The sequence below is a fragment of the Viscerimonas tarda genome (assembly GCF_054601255.1).
This window is the reverse complement of sequence record NZ_BAAHWV010000003.1, coordinates 17,208-40,577: the sequence shown is the minus strand read 5'-3', so window position 1 is coordinate 40,577 and position 23,370 is coordinate 17,208. Positions and strand designations below refer to the sequence as shown.

Here is a 23,370-nt window from a genome sequence, read left to right as displayed (position 1 = left end):
ATAAGGTATTTTCTAAAACAAATCGTGCAATACATCCAAGGACTTCAAGGCTGGGAAATCGTGTACATGGATGCGGTAATATTCGAGTATGCGGTTCACAATATTGATTCTGTCCTGACGTGAGAAGCGGAACAAATGCATGTTTTCGTAGCTGATTCGCGCCAGCCTGGCCAGAACGAGGCTATCGGCTACCGACACAAAATGCTTGTGCATGGGCTGCCTGTCAACAAACAAGCCGTTCAGCATATCGAAATATGCGCCCTGCTGATAATCCTCGAGGTTGGGATAAAAGCCCAGGAAGTGCGTCAGGCCAAGCATAAAGGCCAGGTGATAATTTGCCATACTTTTCTCGGTATATTCCAATACCTCTATCGAGTGTAACAGGTACTGAAACAGCGCATTGTTCTCGTTTACATCGCGCAGGATTTTTGTCAGAAATTCGGACAGGAAAAAAGTAGTAGAAGTTTTACTTAAATCCGTAGCAATGGAATGCAGCGGAAAAACCGGATGCGCCTCACGGATACGTTGAATATCGCGCGAAACACGGTGCTCAACTTCCATATCCAGCACGGCAAGCGGCGAGAAAAGCGCCTTCTTCACTTTCGATGTTTTACCACTCACTTTAGGCAGCATGTAAGTAACCCGCCCCAAACTATCGGTATAGATTTGGACAAGCACATACTTATCGTTGTAATTGATAGAATTAAGAACGATGCCTTGAACTTTCTGGAACACGCTGTGAATGATTAGCTAATTAGCAAATTCGGTAATTGGTTAATTAGCAAATGAAAAGTTAAACGCTAAGATGCAAAGAACTAATTAGTAAATTAACGTAAGTTCGATATAAGAGTAGTCCGTTAGGACTTGCATATCAATAGAAAAACATTACATGACCAAACCCGAACGCCGTAGGTATTCAACCCGCTACGGGGTTGTAGAAACTTGACAAAGCCATTCTCTATTGATATGTATGCCCTACGGGCAAACGACGTTTATTTATAGTTAATTTGCCAATTATCGAATTTTCAAATTTGCTAATTAACTAAATTTGCTAATTATAGTGGAGCATATCGGACTCGAACCGATCACCTCAACACTGCCAGTGTTGCGCTCTAGCCAGATGAGCTAATGCCCCGGGGTTTTCAGGTTTCAGGTTCAAAGTTCAAGGTTCAAACTTGGAACTTGGAACCTTGAACTTTGAACTCCTGAATTTCATTTCTTCGCCGACGATGTGTAGCGGCTATTCAACAGCTTCAGCACCTGACCGGTAATATTGTATTTGGGACTGGAATCTAAAATATTGTCTAATCCCGAATTACTGAATACAATCTGAAAGTTGGCTGTTTTATTGAATTCGGCAATACAAATCTTCACCGAATCGGCTAACTGATTGTTGTATTTTATCTGTTCCATTGCCAGTTCGTTATCGAGACGGGCGGCTGTCTGTTCCAAATCAACACCCAGTTTTTGTATCCGTTGGTATTCCGACTCGGCTCTTTCCTGACTTATAAATGCGTTATTTTGTGCTTTCTTCTGAAAGTCTTGTTGTTCGGCAACCACTTTCCGTTGTTTCTCTGTCAATGAAGCTTTTGAATTTTCGGATTTGTTCAGCAACATTTCTCTGATTTCTTTTGCATAAGCATAGTTTGTGAGCAATGTATCAACATCAACGTATGCAATGGGCAAAACAATCGTAGAATCGTTCTCGAATTTCAGCGATTCGGAACCTTCATCCGATTTATTTCCACCGGTAAAATGCAAAATAAAAAGTATGATAACAGCAACGGCCAAAACACCGTTTATTACAAATGAAAGATTTTTCATATAATACTTGAATAGTTTAATAATTTTCTTCGTTAATCAAATCGTATAACTTTTTCTGTTTTTGCAGCAACTTATCCTGCGACTTGGCACATGTGATACCTTTTTCTTGCATCGCTCTATTTCCATCCACATGCCCATTGGGAAATGTTCCGTTCTTCGTAAAGAATATTTTAACGCCCAACAGCAAAACCACTATACCAATAATAATGGTTGTTATGATAACAGTAACAAGCATATTTCTAAAGATTGACGCAAAGATATTCTATAAGCTAAAATAAACTCACATCTCCACAATTAAAAGATGTGAAAAAGTTTGCCCAATTCTCCGCATAGGTGTAATTTTAGTAAGTTTAAAGTTCAAAGTCCGAGATTTAAGGTTTAAACCCGACATTTTGAGGCTCGAAATTTTATGTGGTCGCAGCACGCCGCAACCCTGCATTGAACTTTGAAAAAAGGGCGAAAAATATTTCGACCCTACATTTAAAACTTTTTAAATATGACAATTAAAGATTTAAAACCGGAAGCTATCTGGAAGTATTTTTACGAAATAAGCCAAATTCCGCGTCCTTCAAAAAAAGAAGAGAGAATAATCGCCTACTTGCTGGATTTTGCCAAGCAACACCGCTTGGATGCCCAAAAAGACGAGGCAGGCAATGTGCTTATCACCAAAGCTGCTACAAAAGAAGGCCTTGCGCCGGTCATCCTGCAATCGCATGTGGATATGGTTTGCGAAAAAAACAGGGATGTTGTCCACGATTTCGACAAAGACCCGATTGAAACCTATGTCGATGGCGATTGGCTGAAAGCGAAAGGCACCACCCTTGGCGCTGATAACGGCATTGGGGTAGCCACTCAATTGGCCATTTTGGCGGCAAACGATATTAAGCATGGCGATTTGGAATGTCTTTTCACGGTGGACGAAGAAACGGGATTGACAGGCGCTTATGCCTTGGGAAAAGATTTTTTGTCGGCCAATTACCTGATCAACCTCGATACCGAAGAGGAAGGCGAATTTTATATAGGTTGTGCCGGAGGAAAAGGCTCTGTGGCCACATTTACCTACGAGAAAGAGGCTGTTCCCTCAAACTATTTTTGGTTCAAAGTGCAGGTGAACGGCTTGAATGGCGGACATTCGGGCAGCGAGATTGACAAAGGCTTGGGCAATGCCAATAAAATACTGAACCGCTACCTTTGGACTTTATCGCGCAAATTCGATTTGCTGCTGGCCGAAATTGACGGCGGAAACCTGCACAATGCCATTGCCCGCGAAGCATACGCTATTGTGGGCGTGCCATACAGCAAAAAAGAACTGGCGGTTGTAGAGCTGAACAATCTCATTCCCAACATCGAGGATGAGTTGAAGGCCGTTGACCCGAACGTGCAGCTGTCGATTGAATCGGCTGAAACACCGGCATTCGTAGTGGACAAAAAGACAACCGGCAACTTGTTGAATGCCCTGTATGCCTGTCCGCACGGTGTGATGGGCATGAGCCACGATATTCCCGGCTTGGTTGAAACATCCACCAATCTGGCTTCGATAAAAATGAAAGATGGGAACAGGATTGTTATCGGTATCAGCCAGCGAAGTTCCTCCGAATCGTTAAAGACCGATGCTGTAAACACGGTAAATGCCGTCTTTACCTTAGCTGGAGCAGAGATTGTACATGCTGAAGGTTACCCGGGATGGAAGCCCAATCCCGATTCAAAAATTCTGGAAATAGCCAAAGAATCGTACCGGAGATTATACGGGCGGGATGCCGGGGTGAAAGCCATTCATGCGGGCTTGGAGTGCGGTTTGTTCCGCGAAAAGTACCCCCGTCTGGATATGATTTCGTGCGGGCCTACCATTTTGGAAGCCCATTCTCCCGCCGAAAAAGTCAATATACCCTCTGTCGCCAAATGGTGGGACTTGTTGTTGGATGTACTTGAAAACTTGAAAGTTTGAAGTTCAAAGTTTCAGGTTATGGGTAAAACGCACACGGAAACAACGTTCGAGGAGCGGAGGCGACTCAATACACGGAAAATACAGAATAACACGGTTTTCTATTTTTATGATTTGTATATGAGTCCCCGAACAGCGAACTGTAGCCTTAAATAGGGCAACAAGAATAGCATTGATTTTCAGTAGTTTACGTTTTTATTACATAAGAGTTAGAATGACAAACGGTACAAGATGCTAACATCTTGAAACTTCCTATTTCAACTCATAGATGTAAATCAACGGATTATCATCTACACTTACTTTCGATAATATTTCAAATAATTCCGGTTTTATCTGATGATTGTGGTCATGCTCATGTACATCATGATGCTCATGCTTTTCTATTCTTTCTCTTATTTTTAAAATATCGGAAGGATTGTAAACGTAGGCTATCTTATCTCCAAGCAACTGGTAATTGGAAGAAAGCAGGTCGTTATATGTATTACGGGTAAAGCTATATCCGTTTAATTCATTCTTTTGCTTATCCCACACAAATGTTCCTATATTTGTATTAAAGAGAAAATAATTTTCGTTTTCAATACATCCGGTAATAGCAAACACGTATTTTTGCTTACTACATACTTCCATAAATTGGGGAATAGTATAATTCATTTTTAAAACGGTCTCGGGCAAATTGTGTTCGTTGAAGTTGATTGTATATTTAACAGAAATACCTCCATTCTCAAGGCTATATATTGCATTGTCAAATCGGCGAGTATAAAATAGTTTGCCTTGACTTTTTGTCAACGATTTGTCGGAGCTAAACAGCGAGATATTGTTCTTTTCTCGCAGTAACAGTATATCGTTTATCGGTTCGAAATCGTGTGTGAAAATGCCGAGCTGATATTCATTTGTATTGCTTGTACTGGTCTCGGGCCGGTCGCAATATATATAATCGTTATTGGCAATCAGTTGCGAATAAGTGAATTTAAACGGTTCTTCTTTTACAAACTCTCCGTTATAATCGTACCATATTATTTTACAGGGAAGGTCGCACAATAAAAGAATACGGCGATTATCTTTATCAACGAAGAAATCCATTGTCTGAGCGTATTCGCCCAGGCCGCCCCCGATGTTGCATATACTGTTTAAATACTTGCCGTTAGTATTGAAGATAACAACTTTTCCCAACGCGCGATCAAAAACAAACAAGGTATCCTTATCAAGGTACATCCGATTGATGTATTTCAGCAAGGAGGCATCATTTGTTTCAAGAAATATCTTTTTCTCATAATACATAATTTTTTAATTGTTAATATTCTAAAAACAGATGAGTAAATTTATTCTTAATTTTATTTCTTTCTCATATTATACCACGCTCTGCCGAATATTGAGAAATATAATAATCATAAATGACTGTACGACACTAGTTTAAATAAAATTATTATCGCAAGCTATTACAGAGCGCAGTATACCTCCTTTTTTAGTCGTTAAACAGTAATTATATTCCCTATTCTTAGATAATGTTAAGACATTGCTTCTATACCTTCATTTTTCATAAATTCCAAACAATCCCGAACTGGTAACAGTTTCAGCATCAATCAGCAATTGACGGCTTGTGCTGTTGTTGTAGAAACTAACACCGGCTTTACCGCTTTTATCAGTTTCTACATTTGGATTCCAGTAGATTGTGCGGCGGTAATCCTTGTCGGCGGAAGATACCGCATAATCATACTGTGGGCTGTAAAACTCTTTGGCATACGAGTAACCTTGCAATTTGGTGTTGCGAATGCCTTTTTTATCCGGTCGGAATTTATCATCGGGATAGGTATAGACTAAAATATACATCTTACCCGAATTGTTTAAGATCTTTTTATCCGGCGCTTCCGGCGCTTCCGGCGCTTCCGGTAAAGAATATATTGCCTGATCGCGATCCACTAACTCATCCTCCAGATAATCTTTGTAAAAAGCTACTGCCACATCGTACGGTAATCCTCCGGCTTCGGGTACCGGTGAATAGCCCCGGCCAAAATTCCGCATAGTTATCTCTCTTGATTCGGTAATGGCAATGGTATCTACTTCACTCATAGGCACATTGCGTATATGCGAATAGGGCGATACCCTTGCCGGTTTATTATTCACCATAAAAACAACCGATTTGTTAAGGTACAGGTAGTTCGTCTTTTGATACGTTATATCAAGCCCCATTTCTCTGGAAATATCCGCATCATTTACTCGCTCATACATGACCGAAAAATTCTTGTCGGTTTTCAGCAGAAAATCCACCACACTTTCGCCCAGATAATCGCCCGCATCCGCCATGGCATCTATTTCTTGCCGCACATCGTATATGGCTTCTGCTCTTGACAAGTCTTCTTCCTTGTCATTATACTCCCCGAATTTTCGCTTTTTTACCGTTACGGTTGGTAACAGATGCTCTTGTTCGCTCATCGTCAACAGGGTGGTGTCAGCGGCAATTTCTATTATTTCTTCATCCAATTCCTCTGTTTCATCCGCTTGTAGCGTTTGTTTCCGTTGCACTCTGCCTTTTATTTTAGTCTCATAACCCATATAAGATAAGGGTGTTGGGCTAAACAGGCGATTTAGCATAATGCGGTAATCTTTTTTCTTGTCCTTTTCCTTGGTTTGCAGCGCCATGTCCCATTCGCCCCACAAATCTTGGGTGTAAACGCCGAATTTGCCATCTTGGTTTGTTGTAGCCTGCTCGTGCAGTATGCCTTGTTTGTCTTTGGTCAATATAATGGAGACATCCACTTTGTCCTTGTTTCTGTCCCGCATGAAGTCCTTGACCGTTCCGTCTATCACGATGCCTTTTTCTACCGGTTGGTTCAATGTAAATTCCTTTGTTCCTGCCATTTCTTCCCACACGTACCGCCGCCAACCTTGAGTTAGTACCAGCAAATCCAAGTCGGATTTTGTTTTCTCATCGTCTTTCTCAAAATAGTAGGCAGGATCTTCAATATAACCTTTCAGTTCGGAGGAGAGCAGCATGTTGGTCATTACATTGTCGGCATAAATAGTCGATACGATGGCGCCTGCATCTTTGATTGACAGGGAAAAACTGGTTTCTACGGGCTCCCCGTCAGGACCAGTCAGTTCAAACTCCATTTCTACTTTTTCCAGTGGAGAATAGATTTGCTTGTAAGGGGGGCAGAACGAAAAGAGACTTATGGAAAACGAATAGGAACAGTCTTAAAACGGCATCAGGAAACGATTTAACTACTTACTTCGACAACAGGAATTGAAAAACGAAACGTTTACTTTGCTTTACATTTGCTTTACATTCAAGAACTATTTGAACGCTGTTTGAGACGGAAACGTTTACACCTCACAACAAAATACAGCCTATTTCAGCCTATTTCTCCTTGAAAACGGATAGATGTAGCACCCGAACACCAAAACGCCTGTGTCGCCAAATAAACGCCGAAAAAATTATTTCTAAATACTTCTATATAATAATTATTTCGTACTTTTGCAAAAAATAAACTTCTAAATAGTTACTATAATGACAAAAGTAATACACGTGCATTTGATTTTTGAAAAGAAAGATTTCTACTTTGGCAGCATTACGGCGGTATTTGACCACCTAAGCGAAGAACGCATCGGGATAACAAAGAATACTTTATCTCACGCCGGATTGACTGACGGTGGCGTTACATTGACGAAACGATCCATAATAAAGCAATCGCACCTACTCAGGTGCGGACGAGAGCAATAAAACTGATATAAACAAGGATTTGAGCCGCTTTTGCGGCTTTTTTTATGCTTAACCGGTGGGGTGGTACATCGGAATGCCTTTGAACGGTCTATAAAATGGCAAAAATAGGGGTTGTGGTTACACTTGGGGATACGTTTGGGGTTACATTTTTGGAGTTACAAAAACGAAATGTTTTTAATGGGGTTACGTTTGGGGTTACATTTTACGTTTTTTTTTTTTGATTTACATATACAAATAGACTAATACAGTTAATTAAAACGGTAAATTTAGCATATTAATGGGGGTAAAATTCAAATAGTAGAATTTATAAATCATTAATTATCAGCATATTTTTTTTTATTCGTGTATTGAAACAATTAAAAAGTGCGTGTGTTGGCTTTTACGCGTTATTTCCTACTGTTTAAGTATTCTTTTTTCTTTTTTTCCACTTCATCTACATTTAATAGACCTTTTTCATGAAGCCTATCCCATAATTTAAATTTCTTTTCCAATTCATCATCTGAAAAGTTTGTAATAGTATCAATCCTTTTGCGTTCGGCAACTTCTCTATCAATATCCAAAGTATTAACTACGGAATTATCTTCCTTTATTCTTATTTTGAGATACCCCTCTTTCGGGTCAAACTTTTTTCCACAAGCAAGGCAAGTAGCAGTTGACTTTTTACTTCCAATAAATCCGGCGAGCAAACCTATTCCTCCTGTAACAACGGCTCCGGCTAATGCCTTTCCCGCACCAAACCCTTTTTGATTAATATCAATCATCTCGCTATTGCACTTCGGGCATCTTATCACTTCTCTATATTGTTCCATATTTTATTCCAGTCTTATAACTCCAATAACCAAAGCAACTCCATACACTTTCGACATGTGTAACTCAAAGGAGTCGTATTGAGGATTGTCAGAGATGATTGATATATAATCTTTTTCACTACCTTTTTTGATTCGCTTTACTAAAGGACCTTGATTGGTATCAATGACATATACTTTATTCCATTGAAAGAAAATATCTTCAAGGGGTAACTTTTTGCAAGCAACTACGTCGCCGGAATTGTATTTGGGTATCATACTGCTGCCTTTTACCTGAATCAAAAAATCCGCTCCCTTGAACATGGGAACCACGTACCGCTCGCATTCAAATTCCATAACCTGCACTTCACCCTTGCCGAATCCGGCTGCTGCATCAATCGGTATTAATGGAATTCCTTCAATACTGTTTTCGGATAATTTAATAACTGCGGGAGCATTAGATTTAAGCATTTCCCCCTCGCCGGACATTAGCCATTCTTTATTTAATTCAGGATAAGCGGATATGATTTTATCAATAGTCTTTATCGTAATATTATCCTTCACACTATTTACATATCCACGAGATAGACCAACTTTATTTTCAAATTTCAGTTGTCCAATTCCCAAAAAAGCTAAAAACTCTATTAACCTTTTTTTCATTTATATATAATTTACAGAATAAATACCGTATATTTGCAAAAAAAATAATTTAATATTTATGGAGACTTCAATAAAGCATACGGATAAAAACAGATTTATCGGTGAAATTATATACAAAGAGAAACATGGTAAATGCCCGTCATGGGTACGCTTAAAGCTATTCCTAATTTGTGATTTTTTCAAATACGGAGGACTGTTTGTCATTTTAACATACTTATTATTAATGCTGTCAGTGATATTGCTATGCAAAAAAATTGTATATGGATGCTGACAAGACCTCCAAAAGTATTATTGGCTAAATTTTGAATACCACCATCTTTAAGTGCATTAACACCATCAGAGGCAATGCGCATTGTCTTGTTTTCTGTATCGTAAATAACATATTTAAGGCATTCCAGATAGCTTATAGATTTCTGAATATCTTCGCTGGTAGATTTCCACATCAACGAACTGTCTACATAGGGTTTTAGCTTAAGGATATCTGTTATGCCCTCATTTTTATGAATACCTTCCGCAGCCAAGTATTCTAATAACATTACTTGAAGACGATACCTCTTATAAGCGCTAAAAGCATCGCAATATAATCTGTACATATTAATCATACTACATCATTTAAAATTTATTTGTCTGTAAATCAACACATTTTCATAAAAAATCAATTATTGCGTAAAATATTCTGTAAAATATTTGGATATTACAGAATAAATAGCGTAATTTGCCACTTGTTTCAAATGTAAACACTCCACAAAGATAGCAAAATAAGTAATAAGTTAAAAACAACAATAGAAATGGAAAGATTAAACACACGGATTGTACACGTATGAAGCGTGGGCTATTAGCTCAATTGCAGATGGAAACGGATATAATTTTAAATTAACATATTGATATGAAACAAAGAATTGTAGTAGAAAGAGGGGAAGTAAATGAACTTCATAAACTGTTCAAATGCTCCCGGCAGATGGTAACTTATTCCCTGTCTTTCAAGAAGAATAGTTTTCTTGCCCGGAAAATCAGGAAGGCGGCAATGGAACGTGGCGGTATTGATACCGGTTGTCTGAACCATGATTTTGATAAGATTGGTGAGATTAACACGATTAAATGAAAGGAGGTATAAAATGAAAGAAAGCGTATTTATGCAGATGCACAATGGAAAGAGAACTGGTGAAGGTTCGTTTAATGTTGCCCTAAAGGAGTTGTTTTATAAGGCTGATATGAAAAACAGGTGCAAACTCGTTAAGGCGTTTCCGGAGTTTTTTGGATATGAATTACCGGAGTTTGGAATAGTTGAGAAACATACACGCATGGATGGTGCGATATGTCAGACGATAATAGGCAATGGTAATATTCAGATAGCGGGAATAGTGAATAAAACATTCAAATACAAAGGATGGCTATGTGAGTGGGACGGTATTACCGAAGAGTATAACGTATATACACCTGACGAATTAGAGCAGCCGAAAGGATATAGGCAAGCGGAATATGAATGTTCGACAAAGGAACAGTGCAAACAATTTATAGACGGTTATTAATATGAAAAGACTTTTAATTTACATCCTTGGGGAAAAAGATGCTCGCGTTCTGTTACGCTTGAGCCGGACACACAAATTTTATTGTGTTTATTTCTGTCTTAGCCTTTGCACACTTTGTATTGGCGATGAAAGTCCTTTGTGGGCGATACTGTTGGTTGTTTTGAATTTTGCCAATTCCGTCCGGCTAATTAAGAAAGTACCCCTAAACCTTCAAGAGAATTAAAAATGACACACGGTAGTTTATTCAGCGGAATTGGTGGATTTGACTTGGCGGCTCAATGGTGCGGCTGGACAAATGTATTCCAATGCGAGAATGATGAATTTTGCCGGAAAGTCCTAAAACAGAATTTTACAAACATCGAATTGTATGGAGACATCAAAGACACAGACTTTAGCCGATACAAAGGAACAATTGACGTTGTTTCCGGAGGTTTTCCCTGTCAACCGTTTTCCTGTTCCGGCAGACAGAGAGGTACAGCCGATAACCGTTACCTCTGGCCGGAGATGTTTCGAGCAATACGAACTATTGCACCGAAATGGGTCGTTGCTGAAAACGTTTGTGGCATCCTTTCTATATCAAACGGAATGGTACTCGAACAAGTGCTATCTGATTTGGAAAGCGAAGGCTACGAAGTCCAAACGTTTGTTGTACCAGCTTGTGGTAAAAACTCATTTCAGTACAGAAAGCGGGTTTGGATTATTGCCAGCCTTGGAAGCATCGGCATGGAGGCGAATGAAGTACACCCGGAACTCATTAATGATACACGCCAAAAAGCGGAAGAGCCGGGACTTTGTGACGCGAGTGACTGTGATAACTGGATTGGAACCATGCGAGATTCCGATCGACTGGTTGGAAAGATTTATGGGATTTCCAACTGGATGGACAGAGTTAAGGGACTTGGAAACGCTATCGACCCAAGAATAGCCTACCAAATTTATAAAGTGATAGATAGAATATCTAACTGACACATGGAGTATTATAACAAAATAATGTGCGTAACCTACGGCGAACTGACTTCTACGGATGGAGGAGAGCCGGTAATGAAAAGAAGCACCCTTGACCAAAATATTGCCCGAAGAAATATACAGCGGGTGTGTCGTGGAGGCGGTGAAGGTTCCTGCGCATTGATTGTCTATAACTCTTTACCCGAAAAATACCGTCAACGTTACGAAGCCAAATATGGCGACCCGGTAGAACTGCTTAAAAAACAGCAAATGAAAGACAAAATCAAATTGGACGATAAAGCCCGGACGTTTTACGAGGCGTTTGAATATGATTTGAACGGTGTTCAAACCCATTTGAGCGAAAAACTGAAAGACGAATATACCATCAATGCATCGGTGTTGAACGTGCTTATCCGCGACCTCAACGATAAGGTTGCGTTGACAAAAGCGCTCAACAACAGCCGCCGGGATTTGTGGGACATCATTACCGGAAGTTGTGAGAAACTGCGCGAGACCTACGGACACACCTTACCCAACAATACCGCCCGATTGAAAGACAAAATCAACCGGTACAAAAAAGAGGGTTACGGCTCTTTGATTTCCGGTAAAATCGGAAATAGTAACACGTTAAAAATTACAGGGGAAGCCGGTCGCCAAATCATAGCACTAAAACGGTGCCGCGTTCCGGTGTACACCGACACCCAACTGTTTGACGAGTTCAACCGGATAGCAGCCGAAAAGGGTTGGAAGCCCTTAAAAAGCATTCGCAGCATGAAACAATGGTTTGCACAGCCGGATATTGAGCCACTTTGGTACGATGCTGTTTACGGCGAACTGAAAGCGCACCAACGCTACGGTCGTAAGCATCAAACCATACTTTCCGGTCTCCGAGATTCCTTGTGGTACGGCGATGGTACTAAACTCAATTTGTATTACAAGGACGAAAACGGCGAAATGGCTACCACGATGGTTTACGAAGTTATGGATGCTTACAGCGAAGTCCTTTTAGGTTACTATATATCAGATACGGAAGATTACGAAGCGCAATACAACGCTTTCCGAATGGCTGTACAGGTATCGGCACATAAACCTTACGAAATAGTAACCGACAATCAAGGAGGCTCTAAAACAAAGAAATTACAGGATTTTTACGGAAAAATAAGTCACATCCACCGACCAACCGCTCCGAACACGCCACAGGCAAAAAGCATTGAAGGTTCTTTCGGAATGTTTCAGTCACAAGTGTTGCATCAAGACTGGCGTTTTACCGGTCAAAACATTACGGCGAAGAAAGCCAACAGTCGCCCGAATCTTGAGTTTATACACGCCAATAAGGATAAACTTTATACCCTTGCCGAATTGAAGGTAAAATACGCTGAAGCACGTGAAATGTGGAACGGAACGCGAGCGATGGCAACGACAGGCGAAACATTGAAGGTCAAAAAGGATAATAAGGGACTTAAGGAAGAATTGGTTACCCGGTGGGAAAAGTATCAGTCGAGCGTGAACGAAGAAACGCCGGAAATATCGGTTTTGGATATGGTAGAGATGTTTTGGGTAAAGACAGACAAACCTTCCACATTTACTTCGGGCGGCATAGAAATCGAAGTGAAAGGACAAAATTACCGGTATGAGGTTTATTCCGATCCGGGTGTTCCTGACCACGCATGGAGGCGCAAACATACTTACCAACGATTCTTTGTAAAGTACGACCCCAACGATTTTACAAGTGTTCGGCTATATTGGCAGGACAAAGCCGGAGAGTTACGCTTTGAACGCATTGCCGAGCCGTATATGGTCATCCATCGCAATATACAGGAACAAGCGGAAGGAGATGCTAAATTTATACGACAGGAGCAGGCTGCCGATATTAAAGACCGGATTGAACGGCAATTGGATGCAAAGGAAATAGAATACGAACATGGCGTTGCACCGGAACAAAACGGACTTCAAACGCCTAAATTAAAAAGCATGAGCAATGAAGTTAATGATGAATTACAAAGGCAAATTGACAGGCGTGTAAGAAAATACAGTCACAATCCGCTTGAAATAGCACAAGTGAACAAATTAATAAGTCTTGAGACCTTTGATAAATTGGAAAACGAAGAGGTCAATTTCAATTATAAACGAGCAGCAGGAAAATTGTAAACAATTAATACATAGTAATCATGAGCGAATTAACAGTAAAAGAAAAAGATGCCATCGCCGCCAATTTACGCGCATACGTGGCAAAGTACCCAAGTCAGAACAAAGCATCCGGAAGTTTGAAGGGTGTGAGCGCCGGAACGGTTTCTACCATTCTCAACGGCAAGTACGACAATATCAGCGATGAGATGTTTCGTAATATTGCTTCGCAAGTGGGTAACAGTTCTGCTACTGGCGACTGGCAAATCGTGGAAACAAACACGTATCAGGAAATCCGTTTTGCGATGCGTAATGCGCAGGACTTCCGAAATGTAACTTGGATAGTGGGCGATGCCGGTTGTGGGAAGACCGCCACCGCCGAACTGTATGCAAAAGAAAACAGGGAAGTGTTTTACGTCCTGTGTTCGGAGGATATGGAGAAAAGGGATTTTATCCGCGAGACAGCTCGCACTATTGGTTTGAAAACGGAAGGTTTTTCCCTGCGCGAAACGTGGGACTTGATTATCGGCGCAGTCATTCAGATGGAATCGCCACTAATGGTGTTCGACGAATTCGACAAACTTCCGGAGAAGGTATTCCACTACTTTATCGACTTCTATAACCGCTTGGAGGATAAATGCGGCATTATCTTCCTTTCCACCGACTACATCAAGCGGCGCATGGACTTAGGGACTATGCGCAAAAAAAAGGGCTACAACGAGATTTACAGCCGCATCGGACGCAAGTTTTTCCATTTGGACGGAATAAGCCCTAACGAGGTTTATGCCATTTGTTTAGCTAATGGATTGGATGATAAGCGGAAAATAAACGATGTTATTAAGGACGTCGAAACTTGCAATTTCGATTTGAGGCGGGTCAAAAAGTTAATTCGCAATATAAAATGATTTAACTAAAAATAAATGGAACGAGCAAGAAGTGTAAACGAAATACTCAGCATGAAAAAGGCTGTTTTCCCATTTGAAGGCAAATTTTCGGAGGCATTCGGTGCGCCGGAACGTGTAGGCGTTTGGTTTATCTGGGGCAACTCCGGCAATGGGAAAACCAGCTTTGTCATGCAGCTCTGCAAGGAACTGTGCAAATACGGACGTGTGGCTTACAACAGTTTGGAAGAGGGCGACAGCCTTTCCATTCAAAACAGTTTCAAGCGCACCGGCATGAGTTCGGTCAATCGGAAACTGCAATTGCTCAACTGCGAACCGGTCAGCGAACTAAGCGAGCGCATGAGCAGACACAAATCGCCGGACTACTATGTGGTGGATAGCTTCCAATATAGCCAAATGAGCTACAAGGAATATATCCGGTTTAAGGAAAAGCACCGCGACAAACTGATAATCTTCACAAGCCACGCGGACGGTCGAAATCCGGCAGGACGTGCGGCAAAGAGTGTGATGTATGATGCTTCGCTCAAGATATGGGTGGAGGGTTACAAAGCCTTTTCCAAAGGGCGGTTTATCGGCTCAACCGGGGAATATACGATATGGTCGGAAGGCGCTACAAGGTATTGGGGAGAGAAATGATGTGCTGATATGACAATGTGCTGATGTGTTGATGAATGAAGAATTAAAAATTTTGAATTAAAAAAAATAATGAAAGAAAATAAGATTAAACAGTACAACAAAAAAGGCTTTTTGCTGCCGGATAGTGCAAGAAGCATGGCGAGTTATCACGCGAAAATAGATTCGGATAATAAAATGAAACTGACAATTCATGATTGCAACGGTTCAATCAGGCTGTGGAATGACTTGAATAATTCGGAAGAAATCAATGAGGCAGTTGACAAGCTGAACCGTTTGTCGCTTGCGGCAAAAGATTTCGCGAACTTCATTTATAACAATTATCAAATGAATGAATTATGATTATAGCAATAGATTTTGACGGAACGATTTGCAGGGGCAAATACCCTGCCATAGACGGCTTGCAGCCGTATGCGAAAGATGTAATTAACCGGCTCTACGACGAGGGGCATTACATTATAATTTGGACGTGCAGAGGAGACGATTGCCTGTTGAATGCAATCAACTACCTGCTGGCGCAAGGCGTGAAGTTCCACCGGATAAACGACCACCATCCGGCAACGGTGGAGCAATATGGAAACAACTCGCGGAAAGTGTATGCGCACTTGTACATCGACGACAAGCAAGTGGGCGGACTGCCCGCATGGACGGACATATACGAGTGGGTACGGAAAAAGGAAGAGGAGTATAAACAATTAATAAAGTAGTAAATTATGGCAAAGAAAATTTTAGCAATCCGCCTGCTGGTGGACGAAAAACAAGTACAGCAAGTCGCTTCGTTTTTGGACGTAAGCGATGACGTGATTTCAACGGAAGATTTACAACGCAGATTCTTCGACCGCGAGCCGGTCGTGGTGGATGTTACGGAACTGGAGGAACAAGCCTTTCCTATGACAATGGCTTTTGTGGCTTCTATTTTAGGAAAAGAAGAAAACGAAAATGAAAATGTATGAGTTATGCAAAATCCCCCCCCCCCCCGAAATCTCGCGTAATCAAGTATAACTTGGTTTACAGGCTCAGAAAGAAAGGTTTTAGAGTAATCACCCGCCAACATACAATCGTAGCGGCTTACCTTTCCAACCCGATGGAAATTCGCCAAATACGGCGATTAGTGAATGAATATAATTATACAGTACAATTTGAATTAGTTTAATAAAATGGATAGAGAATTACAGAAAAAATTTGATGAAGCAATAAAACCTATTATCAAATTATTACAAGAATAAATTCATCCCCACGCATCCGTAATAGTACACACAAATGGGTTTGAAGTGGTAGAGGATATTTATGGCAACTATAAAGATTGCGATTATGGCAAAAATATATGTAGCAAGTAGTTGGCGAAACACTTATCAGCAAAATGTGGTGCGTTCCCTTCGTGAAGATGGAAACGAAGTATATGATTTCAGACATCCGAACGGAAATGAAATCGGATTTCAATGGTCTAAAATAGACGAGAATTGGGAACAATGAATTATTAACCTATTTAGAAAAAGAATTATGAACAAAGTAGCAATCATTGAAGTAAAAGTAGGGCTGCCTGCTAATTTTAAGCCAAAGACATTAACTTACCGCGCTTTTTCGCTAATGGAAAAAGATAGCGAAAAGGACTATGTCATCAAATGTGCAGAAGAACTTTTTGTAGAAGATGTACTCAAAAATGGAGCGGGATGGAAGCTGGAAAAGAGTGTATTAAAAGTGAAATCGTCCGTAAAATTACATAATGTGCACTGCTATATTCTAACAGAAAATGAGGTCAGAATTAAATTTGAGAAAGACAATGAGCAAGCCTGACAACTACGCCGCCTTTTACGGACTGCTAAACCGGATGCCCTGTTCCGACCGCGACGAGTTGAAAAAACAAATCGTCATGTCGTACACGTTTGGACGCACGTACAGCCTGCGCGAGATGACCATGCCGGAATATCTGTCGGCATTGGAAGGAATGAAAAGATTGGCCGTTCCCGCCAATCGGGAACCTGCACAAAATGCAATCAGGAAAAAGCGGTCGGCGGTATTGCACCTAATGCAGCGGTTCGGTATCGACACTGCCGACTGGATGCGGGTGGATGCGTTTTGCTCCGACGCCCGCATCGCCGGAAAGGTATTCAGAAAATTGGACGGAGACGAATTGCACGCTTTATTGGTCAAGCTCCGCGCTATCGCCCGCAAGGGAAGGTAATCGTATTTAATAATTTCAATTTAAACTAAATGAATTATGGAAACTGAAAGCAAAGAAGCCGTTTTGATGACGGCAGAAGAAAAAGCAGCATTTGAGGCTTTTAAACAAGCGCAGGAAAAAGAAAATTCCAAGAAACGTGCGCAATCCGAACGTGAACAATATCGTCAGTTGGTCAATGACGAAGTGGTTAAATCAATTCCGCGCCTTTTGGCTGTCAGTCGGGCGTTGACTAAAAACAAAGAGCGTGTTTTTGACAACTTCAGTGCGATTTTAGACATGAAGAGCGATGTAATGAAACTTACTCGCGACAATCAAAAAACGCACACTTTTACGGATGCGGAAGGCAAATACCGGCTTACCTTGGGAATGTATATGCTGGACGGTTACGATGACACCGTGGAAGACGGAATTGCAATGGTCAAGGAATACATTACCTCGTTGGCAAGCGATGAGAAAACCAAAGGACTGGTGGAAATGGTGCTTAAACTGCTGTCGAAAGATACGCAGGGCAATCTGAAAGCAAGCCGGGTAATGCAACTTCGCAAACTTGCCAATGAGAGCGGTAACGACCGTTTTGTGGAAGGCGTTCACATCATTGAAGAAAGCTACCGCCCAACACCAAGCAAAACGTTCCTGCGAGCGGAAGAGCGCGATAAAAACAACAAATGGAAAGCGATACCGCTTGGCATGACAGAATCGTAATATCCTCACCGTTCCCTAGAGATAAGTATAAAAAAAATAGAGAATGAAAACAAAATTATTGCGCCAAATTCGCCGAATATACCACTTTGAATTTCACAGACTGATTGATGAGGATTTTCTGTATGTTGCTTCGGATTATCTGCGCCGTCGAGTGGTAGTAATGAGTAGCTCTCATAGCCTTGCCATTATGGTAGCGGAAAAGGTATTGGGTAAGGCGAAAATGGCGTGGCTATTAATTCGTAGAATCAGATAAATAGTAATCTCCGTTTAATAAGTAAACTGAAAAAAACGGATCAGGTATTCTTGATCCGTTTTTTTTACAATGCTATAATAAAAATAGCTATTTTTGTAATAAATAATCACTTATGGCTAGAGGGAGAGATAGAAAACTGATTGAAAAGCGGAATTCTGCTTTGATTCGTCGGTACTATTACTGGACGGAAGTACAGCGCCTTCGCTTCGATGACACGCTGAAAGTTCTTTCAGAAAACGAATTTTTTATCTCCGAACAACGAGTTCTTGCTATTATTCGGCAATGCAATCACCTCAATCCGGCTCCTTTTCCCAAGGTCAGAAAACCAAAGATTTCAGCGGCGCAACTGTCGCTGTTTATAAACGAATAAAAAAGCCCCGAATTTTCGGGGCTTTTTTTATTACACATCCAAAATTAACCGCCGATAAGGGCTAACATTCGACTCGGGAAAGGCAGCCACCAGCGCAGCTGCATTGCTGCCGGATACACGAATTCCGAATCCCTCGGGAATAGGATTGGCGCCCGAAAAACTATTCACATCCTCCGGTGGTAATACCGGCGAGTTGTATTCCAGTTCGCCGTTAGCGTACCACAGATAGCTTCCATTCATTATTGTACCAATAAATGACGTAATACTACTTGGGATGACTAACTTTTTATTGAAAGAACGCCAACTGCCTCCAAATCCATTTATCGAAGTAACCGAATTTGGGATGATAAAATCTTGATTGAACGAATAACAATTATACAATGGAGTAATTAAATTTGTTTGATTGTCAGAAAATTTTATTTTCGAATTGAATGAGTAACAGCTAGATAAAAATGATGTTTGCAGATTAGTAACGCTATTCGGAATCATAATGGGCTGATTGAATGAAAAGCAAATTGACATAAAATTTCTATTGATAGTTGTAATTCCGTTTGGCAGTTCAACAGGTTGATTTAACAGAGGAAGTGTAGTGCAAAAATTAGCTGGTATAGCTGTCAAATCGAACATATTGCCAAAATATACTCCAAGAATAGACCTGTTCAGAAAATCAACAGCAACGCCATTGCTGTTGGTTAATTGAATGATGGCTAAATTAGTATTGCATAACTTATTCAAATCTGTAGAATTTGCGCCGTATGCGTAGCTGTAACCGCGCGCTTCGGCAGGGTTCTGGTAGGCGACTGCGAAGAAATAGTCGCCTTTTGGCGGAGGAATTTCGCCTGGTACGGGTTTTGGTTTTGGCGGAGCAATAATGTCGCTCACCGTGCAGTTGTAGATAAATTCATACACCTTAATACCGTGAGGCCTGCTGTAATTTCGGCTCGAACGGCGAATAAGCGGGCTTGTGTTGCTGGATTTGAATCCCTGCAAAAACTGATGAATAGAATGAGCGAACAGGAGCCGGTCGATTGTTTTTTCTTCTGTTCCGCTTCCGTAATGAGTATCTTCGTAGCAGTCGATGGCCAGTCGAACGATAACGTTGCAAGTTCCCTGTTGCGCGGAACCGCCAAGTTGTCTCCATTCGGTTTCGGGCGTGTTGATTAATACGCAGGGGAATGTTACCGGATAAGTGTCTTCCTCTGTTTCAATCGCTTCCAACTGGCCGTAATCCTCGTCAATTAAACTTAATTCGGGAAAGTTGTCGGCAATGTGCTTCTGAATGTCGTTGAATAAATTTTCCATATTTTTTTTGCTAATGTGAATAATGTGCTAATGTGCTAATGTGTTGATGTGCTGATGAATTTGTTGTCGCTTTGCGCCAATTAGCACATTAGCACATTAATTTATCAGCACATCAAAAAATTATTTTCTCTAACTCCGTATCGAGTTTTGCATTTATTTTGTATTGCAGCTCCCGGCTGTCGCCAATGAACTGACGTTTCGGCATCACGATTTTGATATTGAGTTTTGTTTTTTTGGTGAGCGCCAGGCGTTTCCATTTTGCCGCATCCTCGGGTATAGTCATGTTTTTTGATAACTTCTTTCCTTTCTTCACACCCAAGGCTTTGAAATATTGCGCCCAGGCAAATTTGCGCATCTTGGGCGTAACGGCGGGGTGGCTGTTGATAGTTCCGCCATCGTTATGTATAGATGCGTAGTCCAGGTTGTTGATGATTGTTACCGCTCCCGAAGAGGCTACATAGCGCGTACTCATCATCAGGTGATTACGACCGCTAGTCAGCGTTTTGTAATTGCTTCCTGCCGATTTTTTGCCCGATTCCTGCCGCTTCGATTTCTTCCATGGATGCAAACCGCCATCCACAAATCCACTTTCGCGAAAGTTATTCCTGAAGTGTTGCACAGCCATCCTACCGGCTCTATTCGGCATTTTATTTTTGATTAGTTCATCCATCTTCTTGGGAATGGACTCCAGCTGTTTTTTTAAATCTTTGAGTTCCATTTGAATAATATTTGAATACTATTTGAATATTAAAATAAATGCGTATCTTTGTGTCATGGAAATGCAAGTTTCCTAGCTTTCCTGCGGGACGGCGTTAGCAGGGGGAGTATATCTCCCTACTGTTTTTTATAGAGCATCCTTACACTTCCTTTTTCGTACAGCCATACTTCATCAACAGGAATACCCTTGTTTATCCGCTCGTAAATCAGTCGTTTTATATACCTGTCCGAACCTCCTTTTGTATTGTTGATGATTATGCGTGAAGCTTGTTTAAATCCATTTGTAAGCATGTGCGATACTTTGATTTTCTTGAATGGCGGAACATAGCTTTCAAATTCATAAAAGTAGTCTCCTATCTTCAAGTCGGGACATTTTCGGTAATAAGGCGTATCTGTCAGTGAGCCGTATATTTGAGAATAGGCCTCCGATTTGAAGTGTACAGATGGAGTTAACTTAACAGGCTTGCCCTGTTTTGCAAACAAATTAGCTATTGTTACCAGCTGTTTATAATCGCTTCCTTTTCTGTTAACTTCCTGATGTACCAATACCTCTCCGCCGTTTTTGTATTGCTTTTGCAATTTGAAATTTTCAGATTCAGGAACAGGTATATTTTCGCTTAGAAATTTACCGACCGCCTTTTTTGCATCGGGATAGGCATTCTCCATATACGGATGCGTATCGCTGAATAACTTGGCATCTTCGCCCGGATTATTATCCAATCCTTTGTCCGGCGCTTCGCCGCCATCAGGTATCATTTCGGCATTCGTAGCCTCGTCGTCTGTCGCATCCAATGTACATTTGCAATTCCACCTGTCGCCCGGTCGATGGCTTTTCCAAAAGGGATGTTCCTGTGGAAGCGTGAGTTCAATGCTCCAATATTGCTGATGAACAGCATCGGGCGTAAGGCTTGTTGTTGGCATCCACCGGAGGTTGGGTAGCATGTCCTTTACCTCGCCAAACTTCAGCCAGTCCTCGGCCTGATGAGCGCGAATAATAGCCGTGTCGTATTCAGTACGCAACCATTGTTGATTGTACTTGCCGGTAATTGGTTCCACATCCGCCGAAAATCGCTCAAAGGGTTTTAATTTTCCCTTGTCGTCCAGTAGTTGGGCGGCCATATCGTTTTGTAGCCTGTGTGTCCTGAATGCCGAGAAAACGGCATTGTTGTGCCTGATTTGCTGATAAAAATCGTAATCGGGGTCGGATTCGTTCCGTTTGCCGAAGCCCTCGTCTGTCGCCTTGTTGAAGAGCTTCCATGTTTCGTTGAATATCCCCTCATCAATTTCTGTCAACGGATTAAACTTTTTTTCGTATATCCGGCGGATGGCATCTTTCAGCCTTTCCTCGTCGAACGAAAAAGAGGAACTTGCAGCATTGCTAAATGGGTGGCGCTCATAATAGAGTTTGTCTATTACCACTTTAAAGCTGCCCCCTTGCCGAGGGCGCCTCCGAAAAAATCGAAAAACCGGTTTATAAAATTTCTCTTTCCTTTGGCGGTGGGTTCCGGTTGTGGCTCTTCTTTCGTCTCCGGTTCCAGCTCTTTCTCCGGTTTAGTTTCGAGCATCTTTATTAGCTCGTTTAAATTTTCAGGCTTGTCTATCCCGAATGTTTCGTACAGGTAATCAAATGAGATAGGAAGACCCATTTGGTGGAGTTTTCCGATTATTTCAATCAATTTATTTGCATCAACCTGTTGCGATTTTTCAAACTCAAACCTGCCACCCCTGACGTCAAATCCGAAGTTGGCGAAAATGTCCGTCATCTCGTAGTTCAAGATGTCGATTATAAGTCTTTCGTCTGCCTTGTTGACCATTTCTTCCCCTTCCTTCTGCACGGTTCCCAAAGCCTGAGTTCCGTTTTTACCCGATTCCGTGGTTAAGGTATTGCCTAAATATTGCTTAGATAGTTCGGCATTGCAACGGTTGGTCAATGTCTCGTACACATCGGCGCTTCCGCTTTTATTGCCGCTCTCAATCAATTTTAATGAGCTTTCTTTTGAATGTATGATGACTGCCGAACCGCCGGAGTTTTCCGCGTCTTCAATGGCTCGCTTGCGCGCTTCGTCGTCATCGGTTTCATACACGTATTCGCGGATAGGCATTCCAAAAACTTCGGAAAATTGTGCCTCGTCTGCTATTGTGTTGCGCTTGTAGATAACCCAGGGGGCTGATTTGGCCAACTTGCCCAAGTCGTCGGGATTGCCGACAAATAAGGTGTCGTCAAATTCATCCCAGCTTTCGCCGGTAATGTCTTCCTGTCGCTTTTTTATTATGCGCTTCACCGGGTCAACATGCTTCCGCGGAATGAGGTCGCACTTCATCCATTCGCCTTCCATGTAGAACTGGAAAAACGAAAAACCCCAAAGCTGGGAATCCCATACGTCCGACAGGAATTTGTAGAACCAGGGAGATTTCAACTGCTCATCTATTCTTTCGTCAACAACACCATTCCTTTTGAAGGTAATGGGTGTGAACAAGATGGCATTCTTGCGCTTCTCGGTTACTGATGTAAGGTGCGTGTCCATCAATATGTCGGCATACAAGTCGTATAGCTTTGTCCGGAGCGAGAAATCCACATTCTCCGCCTGCCTGACAGCGTTCGTGTAGTCGGATATATCAATATTGAAACGCTTCGGCTGTGTCAGTGTGATGGTCGATGCTGTTTGTCCCTGGCGTGTGAAGTTACCGCCGGATGTTATTTTGTTTTTTTTCTTCCTCATAATTTTTAATAATTTTGATGTGCTAATTTGCTGATGTGCTGATACGATGATGTGCTGATGTG

The 23,370-nt window shown here is 41.4% G+C and carries 28 protein-coding genes, 1 tRNA gene and 1 pseudogene; 17 read left to right on the top strand and 13 right to left on the bottom strand.

Going from position 1 to position 23,370, the window contains the following annotated elements; all coding sequences use genetic code 11:
• Positions 1–12: 12 nt before the first annotated feature.
• From recO to ACYPWY_RS01810, 4 genes are all read right to left on the bottom strand, one after another.
• Positions 13–735 carry a DNA repair protein RecO gene (recO, locus tag ACYPWY_RS01825; RefSeq protein ID WP_459683684.1) on the bottom strand — a complete coding sequence of 241 codons (723 nt, stop codon included), beginning with the start codon at positions 733–735 and terminating at the stop codon, positions 13–15.
• A gap of 326 nt (positions 736–1,061) precedes the next feature.
• Positions 1,062–1,135, bottom strand: a tRNA-Ala gene (locus ACYPWY_RS01820).
• Between the two features lie 77 nt (positions 1,136–1,212).
• Entirely contained in the window at positions 1,213–1,824 is a 612-nt protein-coding gene (locus ACYPWY_RS01815; RefSeq protein ID WP_459683683.1) for an OmpH/Skp family outer membrane protein, read from the bottom strand.
• Positions 1,825–1,840: 16 nt separating this feature from the next.
• Positions 1,841–2,059 (bottom strand): hypothetical protein, encoded by a 219-nt coding sequence (locus ACYPWY_RS01810; RefSeq protein ID WP_459683681.1) that lies wholly within the window; start codon positions 2,057–2,059, stop codon positions 1,841–1,843.
• A 261-nt stretch (positions 2,060–2,320) separates the two neighbouring features.
• On the opposite strand from ACYPWY_RS01810, the gene ACYPWY_RS01805 reads away from it, so the two are divergent.
• Complete coding sequence (locus ACYPWY_RS01805) at positions 2,321–3,769, top strand: aminoacyl-histidine dipeptidase (RefSeq protein WP_459683680.1); 1,449 nt, start codon at positions 2,321–2,323, stop codon at positions 3,767–3,769.
• A gap of 249 nt (positions 3,770–4,018) precedes the next feature.
• On the opposite strand, the gene ACYPWY_RS01800 is transcribed toward ACYPWY_RS01805, so the two are convergent.
• Together ACYPWY_RS01800 and ACYPWY_RS01795 are read right to left on the bottom strand one after the other, a co-directional pair.
• Positions 4,019–5,044, bottom strand: coding sequence for a 6-bladed beta-propeller (locus ACYPWY_RS01800; protein ID WP_459683679.1), 1,026 nt, complete (start codon positions 5,042–5,044; stop codon positions 4,019–4,021).
• A gap of 249 nt (positions 5,045–5,293) precedes the next feature.
• On the bottom strand, positions 5,294–6,874 hold the full coding sequence (locus tag ACYPWY_RS01795) for a hypothetical protein (protein ID WP_459683677.1): 1,581 nt from the start codon (positions 6,872–6,874) through the stop codon (positions 5,294–5,296).
• Between the two features lie 397 nt (positions 6,875–7,271).
• Here ACYPWY_RS01795 and ACYPWY_RS01790 point away from each other — a divergent pair, with 397 nt between their 5' ends.
• The gene (locus ACYPWY_RS01790; protein WP_459683675.1) at positions 7,272–7,484 is read left to right on the top strand and encodes a hypothetical protein; all 213 of its coding nucleotides are present in this window, start codon (positions 7,272–7,274) and stop codon (positions 7,482–7,484) included.
• Between the two features lie 386 nt (positions 7,485–7,870).
• On the opposite strand, the gene ACYPWY_RS01785 is transcribed toward ACYPWY_RS01790, so the two are convergent.
• The 3 genes from ACYPWY_RS01785 to ACYPWY_RS01775 form a co-directional block, all read right to left on the bottom strand.
• Positions 7,871–8,293, bottom strand: a complete 423-nt coding sequence (locus ACYPWY_RS01785) for a hypothetical protein (RefSeq protein ID WP_459683674.1) — start codon at positions 8,291–8,293, stop codon at positions 7,871–7,873.
• A gap of 3 nt (positions 8,294–8,296) precedes the next feature.
• Entirely contained in the window at positions 8,297–8,929 is a 633-nt protein-coding gene (locus tag ACYPWY_RS01780) for a S24 family peptidase (RefSeq protein ID WP_459683673.1), read from the bottom strand.
• Between the two features lie 200 nt (positions 8,930–9,129).
• Positions 9,130–9,531 carry a hypothetical protein gene (locus ACYPWY_RS01775; protein WP_459683671.1) on the bottom strand — a complete coding sequence of 134 codons (402 nt, stop codon included), beginning with the start codon at positions 9,529–9,531 and terminating at the stop codon, positions 9,130–9,132.
• A gap of 284 nt (positions 9,532–9,815) precedes the next feature.
• On the opposite strand from ACYPWY_RS01775, the gene ACYPWY_RS01770 reads away from it, so the two are divergent.
• The 15 genes from ACYPWY_RS01770 to ACYPWY_RS01700 all read left to right on the top strand — a co-directional run bounded on the left by ACYPWY_RS01770 (position 9,816) and on the right by ACYPWY_RS01700 (position 18,569).
• The gene (locus ACYPWY_RS01770; RefSeq protein ID WP_459683669.1) at positions 9,816–10,031 is read left to right on the top strand and encodes an ArsR family transcriptional regulator; all 216 of its coding nucleotides are present in this window, start codon (positions 9,816–9,818) and stop codon (positions 10,029–10,031) included.
• A gap of 13 nt (positions 10,032–10,044) precedes the next feature.
• Positions 10,045–10,458, top strand: a complete 414-nt coding sequence (locus ACYPWY_RS01765) for a hypothetical protein (protein ID WP_459683668.1) — start codon at positions 10,045–10,047, stop codon at positions 10,456–10,458.
• 225 nt (positions 10,459–10,683) lie between these two features.
• Positions 10,684–11,424 (top strand): DNA cytosine methyltransferase, encoded by a 741-nt coding sequence (locus ACYPWY_RS01760; RefSeq protein WP_459683666.1) that lies wholly within the window; start codon positions 10,684–10,686, stop codon positions 11,422–11,424.
• A gap of 3 nt (positions 11,425–11,427) precedes the next feature.
• Entirely contained in the window at positions 11,428–13,551 is a 2,124-nt protein-coding gene (locus ACYPWY_RS01755; protein ID WP_459683665.1) for a kinase, read from the top strand.
• 20 nt (positions 13,552–13,571) lie between these two features.
• Positions 13,572–14,432, top strand: a complete 861-nt coding sequence (locus ACYPWY_RS01750) for an AAA family ATPase (protein ID WP_459683663.1) — start codon at positions 13,572–13,574, stop codon at positions 14,430–14,432.
• A 15-nt stretch (positions 14,433–14,447) separates the two neighbouring features.
• Positions 14,448–15,065, top strand: a complete 618-nt coding sequence (locus tag ACYPWY_RS01745) for a hypothetical protein (protein WP_459683661.1) — start codon at positions 14,448–14,450, stop codon at positions 15,063–15,065.
• A gap of 69 nt (positions 15,066–15,134) precedes the next feature.
• On the top strand, positions 15,135–15,404 hold the full coding sequence (locus ACYPWY_RS01740; RefSeq protein ID WP_459683660.1) for a hypothetical protein: 270 nt from the start codon (positions 15,135–15,137) through the stop codon (positions 15,402–15,404).
• Positions 15,401–15,769, top strand: a complete 369-nt coding sequence (locus ACYPWY_RS01735; protein ID WP_459683659.1) for a hypothetical protein — start codon at positions 15,401–15,403, stop codon at positions 15,767–15,769. Before ACYPWY_RS01740 ends, ACYPWY_RS01735 begins: the two co-directional genes overlap by 4 nt.
• A gap of 6 nt (positions 15,770–15,775) precedes the next feature.
• Positions 15,776–16,015, top strand: coding sequence for a hypothetical protein (locus ACYPWY_RS01730; RefSeq protein ID WP_459683657.1), 240 nt, complete (start codon positions 15,776–15,778; stop codon positions 16,013–16,015).
• A gap of 358 nt (positions 16,016–16,373) precedes the next feature.
• Positions 16,374–16,535 carry a hypothetical protein gene (locus ACYPWY_RS01725; protein WP_459683655.1) on the top strand — a complete coding sequence of 54 codons (162 nt, stop codon included), beginning with the start codon at positions 16,374–16,376 and terminating at the stop codon, positions 16,533–16,535.
• A gap of 27 nt (positions 16,536–16,562) precedes the next feature.
• Entirely contained in the window at positions 16,563–16,856 is a 294-nt protein-coding gene (locus tag ACYPWY_RS01720) for a hypothetical protein (protein WP_459683654.1), read from the top strand.
• Positions 16,843–17,244 (top strand): hypothetical protein, encoded by a 402-nt coding sequence (locus ACYPWY_RS01715; protein WP_459683653.1) that lies wholly within the window; start codon positions 16,843–16,845, stop codon positions 17,242–17,244. Before ACYPWY_RS01720 ends, ACYPWY_RS01715 begins: the two co-directional genes overlap by 14 nt.
• 36 nt (positions 17,245–17,280) lie before the next feature.
• Positions 17,281–17,946 (top strand): DUF3164 family protein, encoded by a 666-nt coding sequence (locus ACYPWY_RS01710; RefSeq protein ID WP_459683652.1) that lies wholly within the window; start codon positions 17,281–17,283, stop codon positions 17,944–17,946.
• 43 nt (positions 17,947–17,989) lie between these two features.
• Positions 17,990–18,199, top strand: coding sequence for a hypothetical protein (locus tag ACYPWY_RS01705; RefSeq protein ID WP_459683650.1), 210 nt, complete (start codon positions 17,990–17,992; stop codon positions 18,197–18,199).
• Between the two features lie 112 nt (positions 18,200–18,311).
• On the top strand, positions 18,312–18,569 hold the full coding sequence (locus ACYPWY_RS01700) for a transposase (protein ID WP_459683648.1): 258 nt from the start codon (positions 18,312–18,314) through the stop codon (positions 18,567–18,569).
• Between the two features lie 873 nt (positions 18,570–19,442).
• On the opposite strand, the pseudogene ACYPWY_RS01695 reads toward ACYPWY_RS01700, so the two are convergent.
• The 4 genes and pseudogenes from ACYPWY_RS01695 to ACYPWY_RS01680 all read right to left on the bottom strand — a co-directional run.
• Positions 19,443–19,871 (bottom strand): annotated as a pseudogene (locus ACYPWY_RS01695) (hypothetical protein); the annotation flags it as partial.
• 112 nt (positions 19,872–19,983) lie between these two features.
• Entirely contained in the window at positions 19,984–20,589 is a 606-nt protein-coding gene (locus ACYPWY_RS01690; protein WP_459683647.1) for a phage virion morphogenesis protein, read from the bottom strand.
• A gap of 116 nt (positions 20,590–20,705) precedes the next feature.
• Positions 20,706–22,007 carry a phage head morphogenesis protein gene (locus ACYPWY_RS01685; RefSeq protein ID WP_459683645.1) on the bottom strand — a complete coding sequence of 434 codons (1,302 nt, stop codon included), beginning with the start codon at positions 22,005–22,007 and terminating at the stop codon, positions 20,706–20,708.
• Positions 22,001–23,308: a phage portal protein family protein gene (locus tag ACYPWY_RS01680; RefSeq protein WP_459683643.1), complete on the bottom strand. Its 1,308-nt coding sequence runs from the start codon at positions 23,306–23,308 to the stop codon at positions 22,001–22,003. Before ACYPWY_RS01680 ends, ACYPWY_RS01685 begins: the two co-directional genes overlap by 7 nt.
• Between the last annotated feature and the right edge of the window lie 62 nt (positions 23,309–23,370).

Excerpts from the sequence above, each read along its gene's own strand:
- ACYPWY_RS01815 (WP_459683683.1), bottom strand. The coding sequence starts at position 1,824 with ATGAAAAATCTTTCATTTGTAATAAACGGTGTTTTGGCCGTTGCTGTT.
- ACYPWY_RS01810 (WP_459683681.1), bottom strand. The coding sequence starts at position 2,059 with ATGCTTGTTACTGTTATCATAACAACCATTATTATTGGTATAGTGGTT.
- ACYPWY_RS01805 (WP_459683680.1), top strand. The coding sequence starts at position 2,321 with ATGACAATTAAAGATTTAAAACCGGAAGCTATCTGGAAGTATTTTTAC.
- ACYPWY_RS01800 (WP_459683679.1), bottom strand. The coding sequence starts at position 5,044 with ATGTATTATGAGAAAAAGATATTTCTTGAAACAAATGATGCCTCCTTG.
- ACYPWY_RS01795 (WP_459683677.1), bottom strand. The coding sequence starts at position 6,874 with ATGGAGTTTGAACTGACTGGTCCTGACGGGGAGCCCGTAGAAACCAGT.
- ACYPWY_RS01790 (WP_459683675.1), top strand. The coding sequence starts at position 7,272 with ATGACAAAAGTAATACACGTGCATTTGATTTTTGAAAAGAAAGATTTC.
- ACYPWY_RS01785 (WP_459683674.1), bottom strand. The coding sequence starts at position 8,293 with ATGGAACAATATAGAGAAGTGATAAGATGCCCGAAGTGCAATAGCGAG.
- ACYPWY_RS01780 (WP_459683673.1), bottom strand. The coding sequence starts at position 8,929 with ATGAAAAAAAGGTTAATAGAGTTTTTAGCTTTTTTGGGAATTGGACAA.
- ACYPWY_RS01775 (WP_459683671.1), bottom strand. The coding sequence starts at position 9,531 with ATGATTAATATGTACAGATTATATTGCGATGCTTTTAGCGCTTATAAG.
- ACYPWY_RS01770 (WP_459683669.1), top strand. The coding sequence starts at position 9,816 with ATGAAACAAAGAATTGTAGTAGAAAGAGGGGAAGTAAATGAACTTCAT.
- ACYPWY_RS01765 (WP_459683668.1), top strand. The coding sequence starts at position 10,045 with ATGAAAGAAAGCGTATTTATGCAGATGCACAATGGAAAGAGAACTGGT.
- ACYPWY_RS01760 (WP_459683666.1), top strand. The coding sequence starts at position 10,684 with ATGACACACGGTAGTTTATTCAGCGGAATTGGTGGATTTGACTTGGCG.
- ACYPWY_RS01755 (WP_459683665.1), top strand. The coding sequence starts at position 11,428 with ATGGAGTATTATAACAAAATAATGTGCGTAACCTACGGCGAACTGACT.
- ACYPWY_RS01750 (WP_459683663.1), top strand. The coding sequence starts at position 13,572 with ATGAGCGAATTAACAGTAAAAGAAAAAGATGCCATCGCCGCCAATTTA.
- ACYPWY_RS01745 (WP_459683661.1), top strand. The coding sequence starts at position 14,448 with ATGGAACGAGCAAGAAGTGTAAACGAAATACTCAGCATGAAAAAGGCT.
- ACYPWY_RS01740 (WP_459683660.1), top strand. The coding sequence starts at position 15,135 with ATGAAAGAAAATAAGATTAAACAGTACAACAAAAAAGGCTTTTTGCTG.
- ACYPWY_RS01735 (WP_459683659.1), top strand. The coding sequence starts at position 15,401 with ATGATTATAGCAATAGATTTTGACGGAACGATTTGCAGGGGCAAATAC.
- ACYPWY_RS01730 (WP_459683657.1), top strand. The coding sequence starts at position 15,776 with ATGGCAAAGAAAATTTTAGCAATCCGCCTGCTGGTGGACGAAAAACAA.
- ACYPWY_RS01725 (WP_459683655.1), top strand. The coding sequence starts at position 16,374 with ATGGCAAAAATATATGTAGCAAGTAGTTGGCGAAACACTTATCAGCAA.
- ACYPWY_RS01720 (WP_459683654.1), top strand. The coding sequence starts at position 16,563 with ATGAACAAAGTAGCAATCATTGAAGTAAAAGTAGGGCTGCCTGCTAAT.
- ACYPWY_RS01715 (WP_459683653.1), top strand. The coding sequence starts at position 16,843 with ATGAGCAAGCCTGACAACTACGCCGCCTTTTACGGACTGCTAAACCGG.
- ACYPWY_RS01710 (WP_459683652.1), top strand. The coding sequence starts at position 17,281 with ATGGAAACTGAAAGCAAAGAAGCCGTTTTGATGACGGCAGAAGAAAAA.
- ACYPWY_RS01705 (WP_459683650.1), top strand. The coding sequence starts at position 17,990 with ATGAAAACAAAATTATTGCGCCAAATTCGCCGAATATACCACTTTGAA.
- ACYPWY_RS01700 (WP_459683648.1), top strand. The coding sequence starts at position 18,312 with ATGGCTAGAGGGAGAGATAGAAAACTGATTGAAAAGCGGAATTCTGCT.
- ACYPWY_RS01690 (WP_459683647.1), bottom strand. The coding sequence starts at position 20,589 with ATGGAACTCAAAGATTTAAAAAAACAGCTGGAGTCCATTCCCAAGAAG.
- ACYPWY_RS01680 (WP_459683643.1), bottom strand. The coding sequence starts at position 23,308 with ATGAGGAAGAAAAAAAACAAAATAACATCCGGCGGTAACTTCACACGC.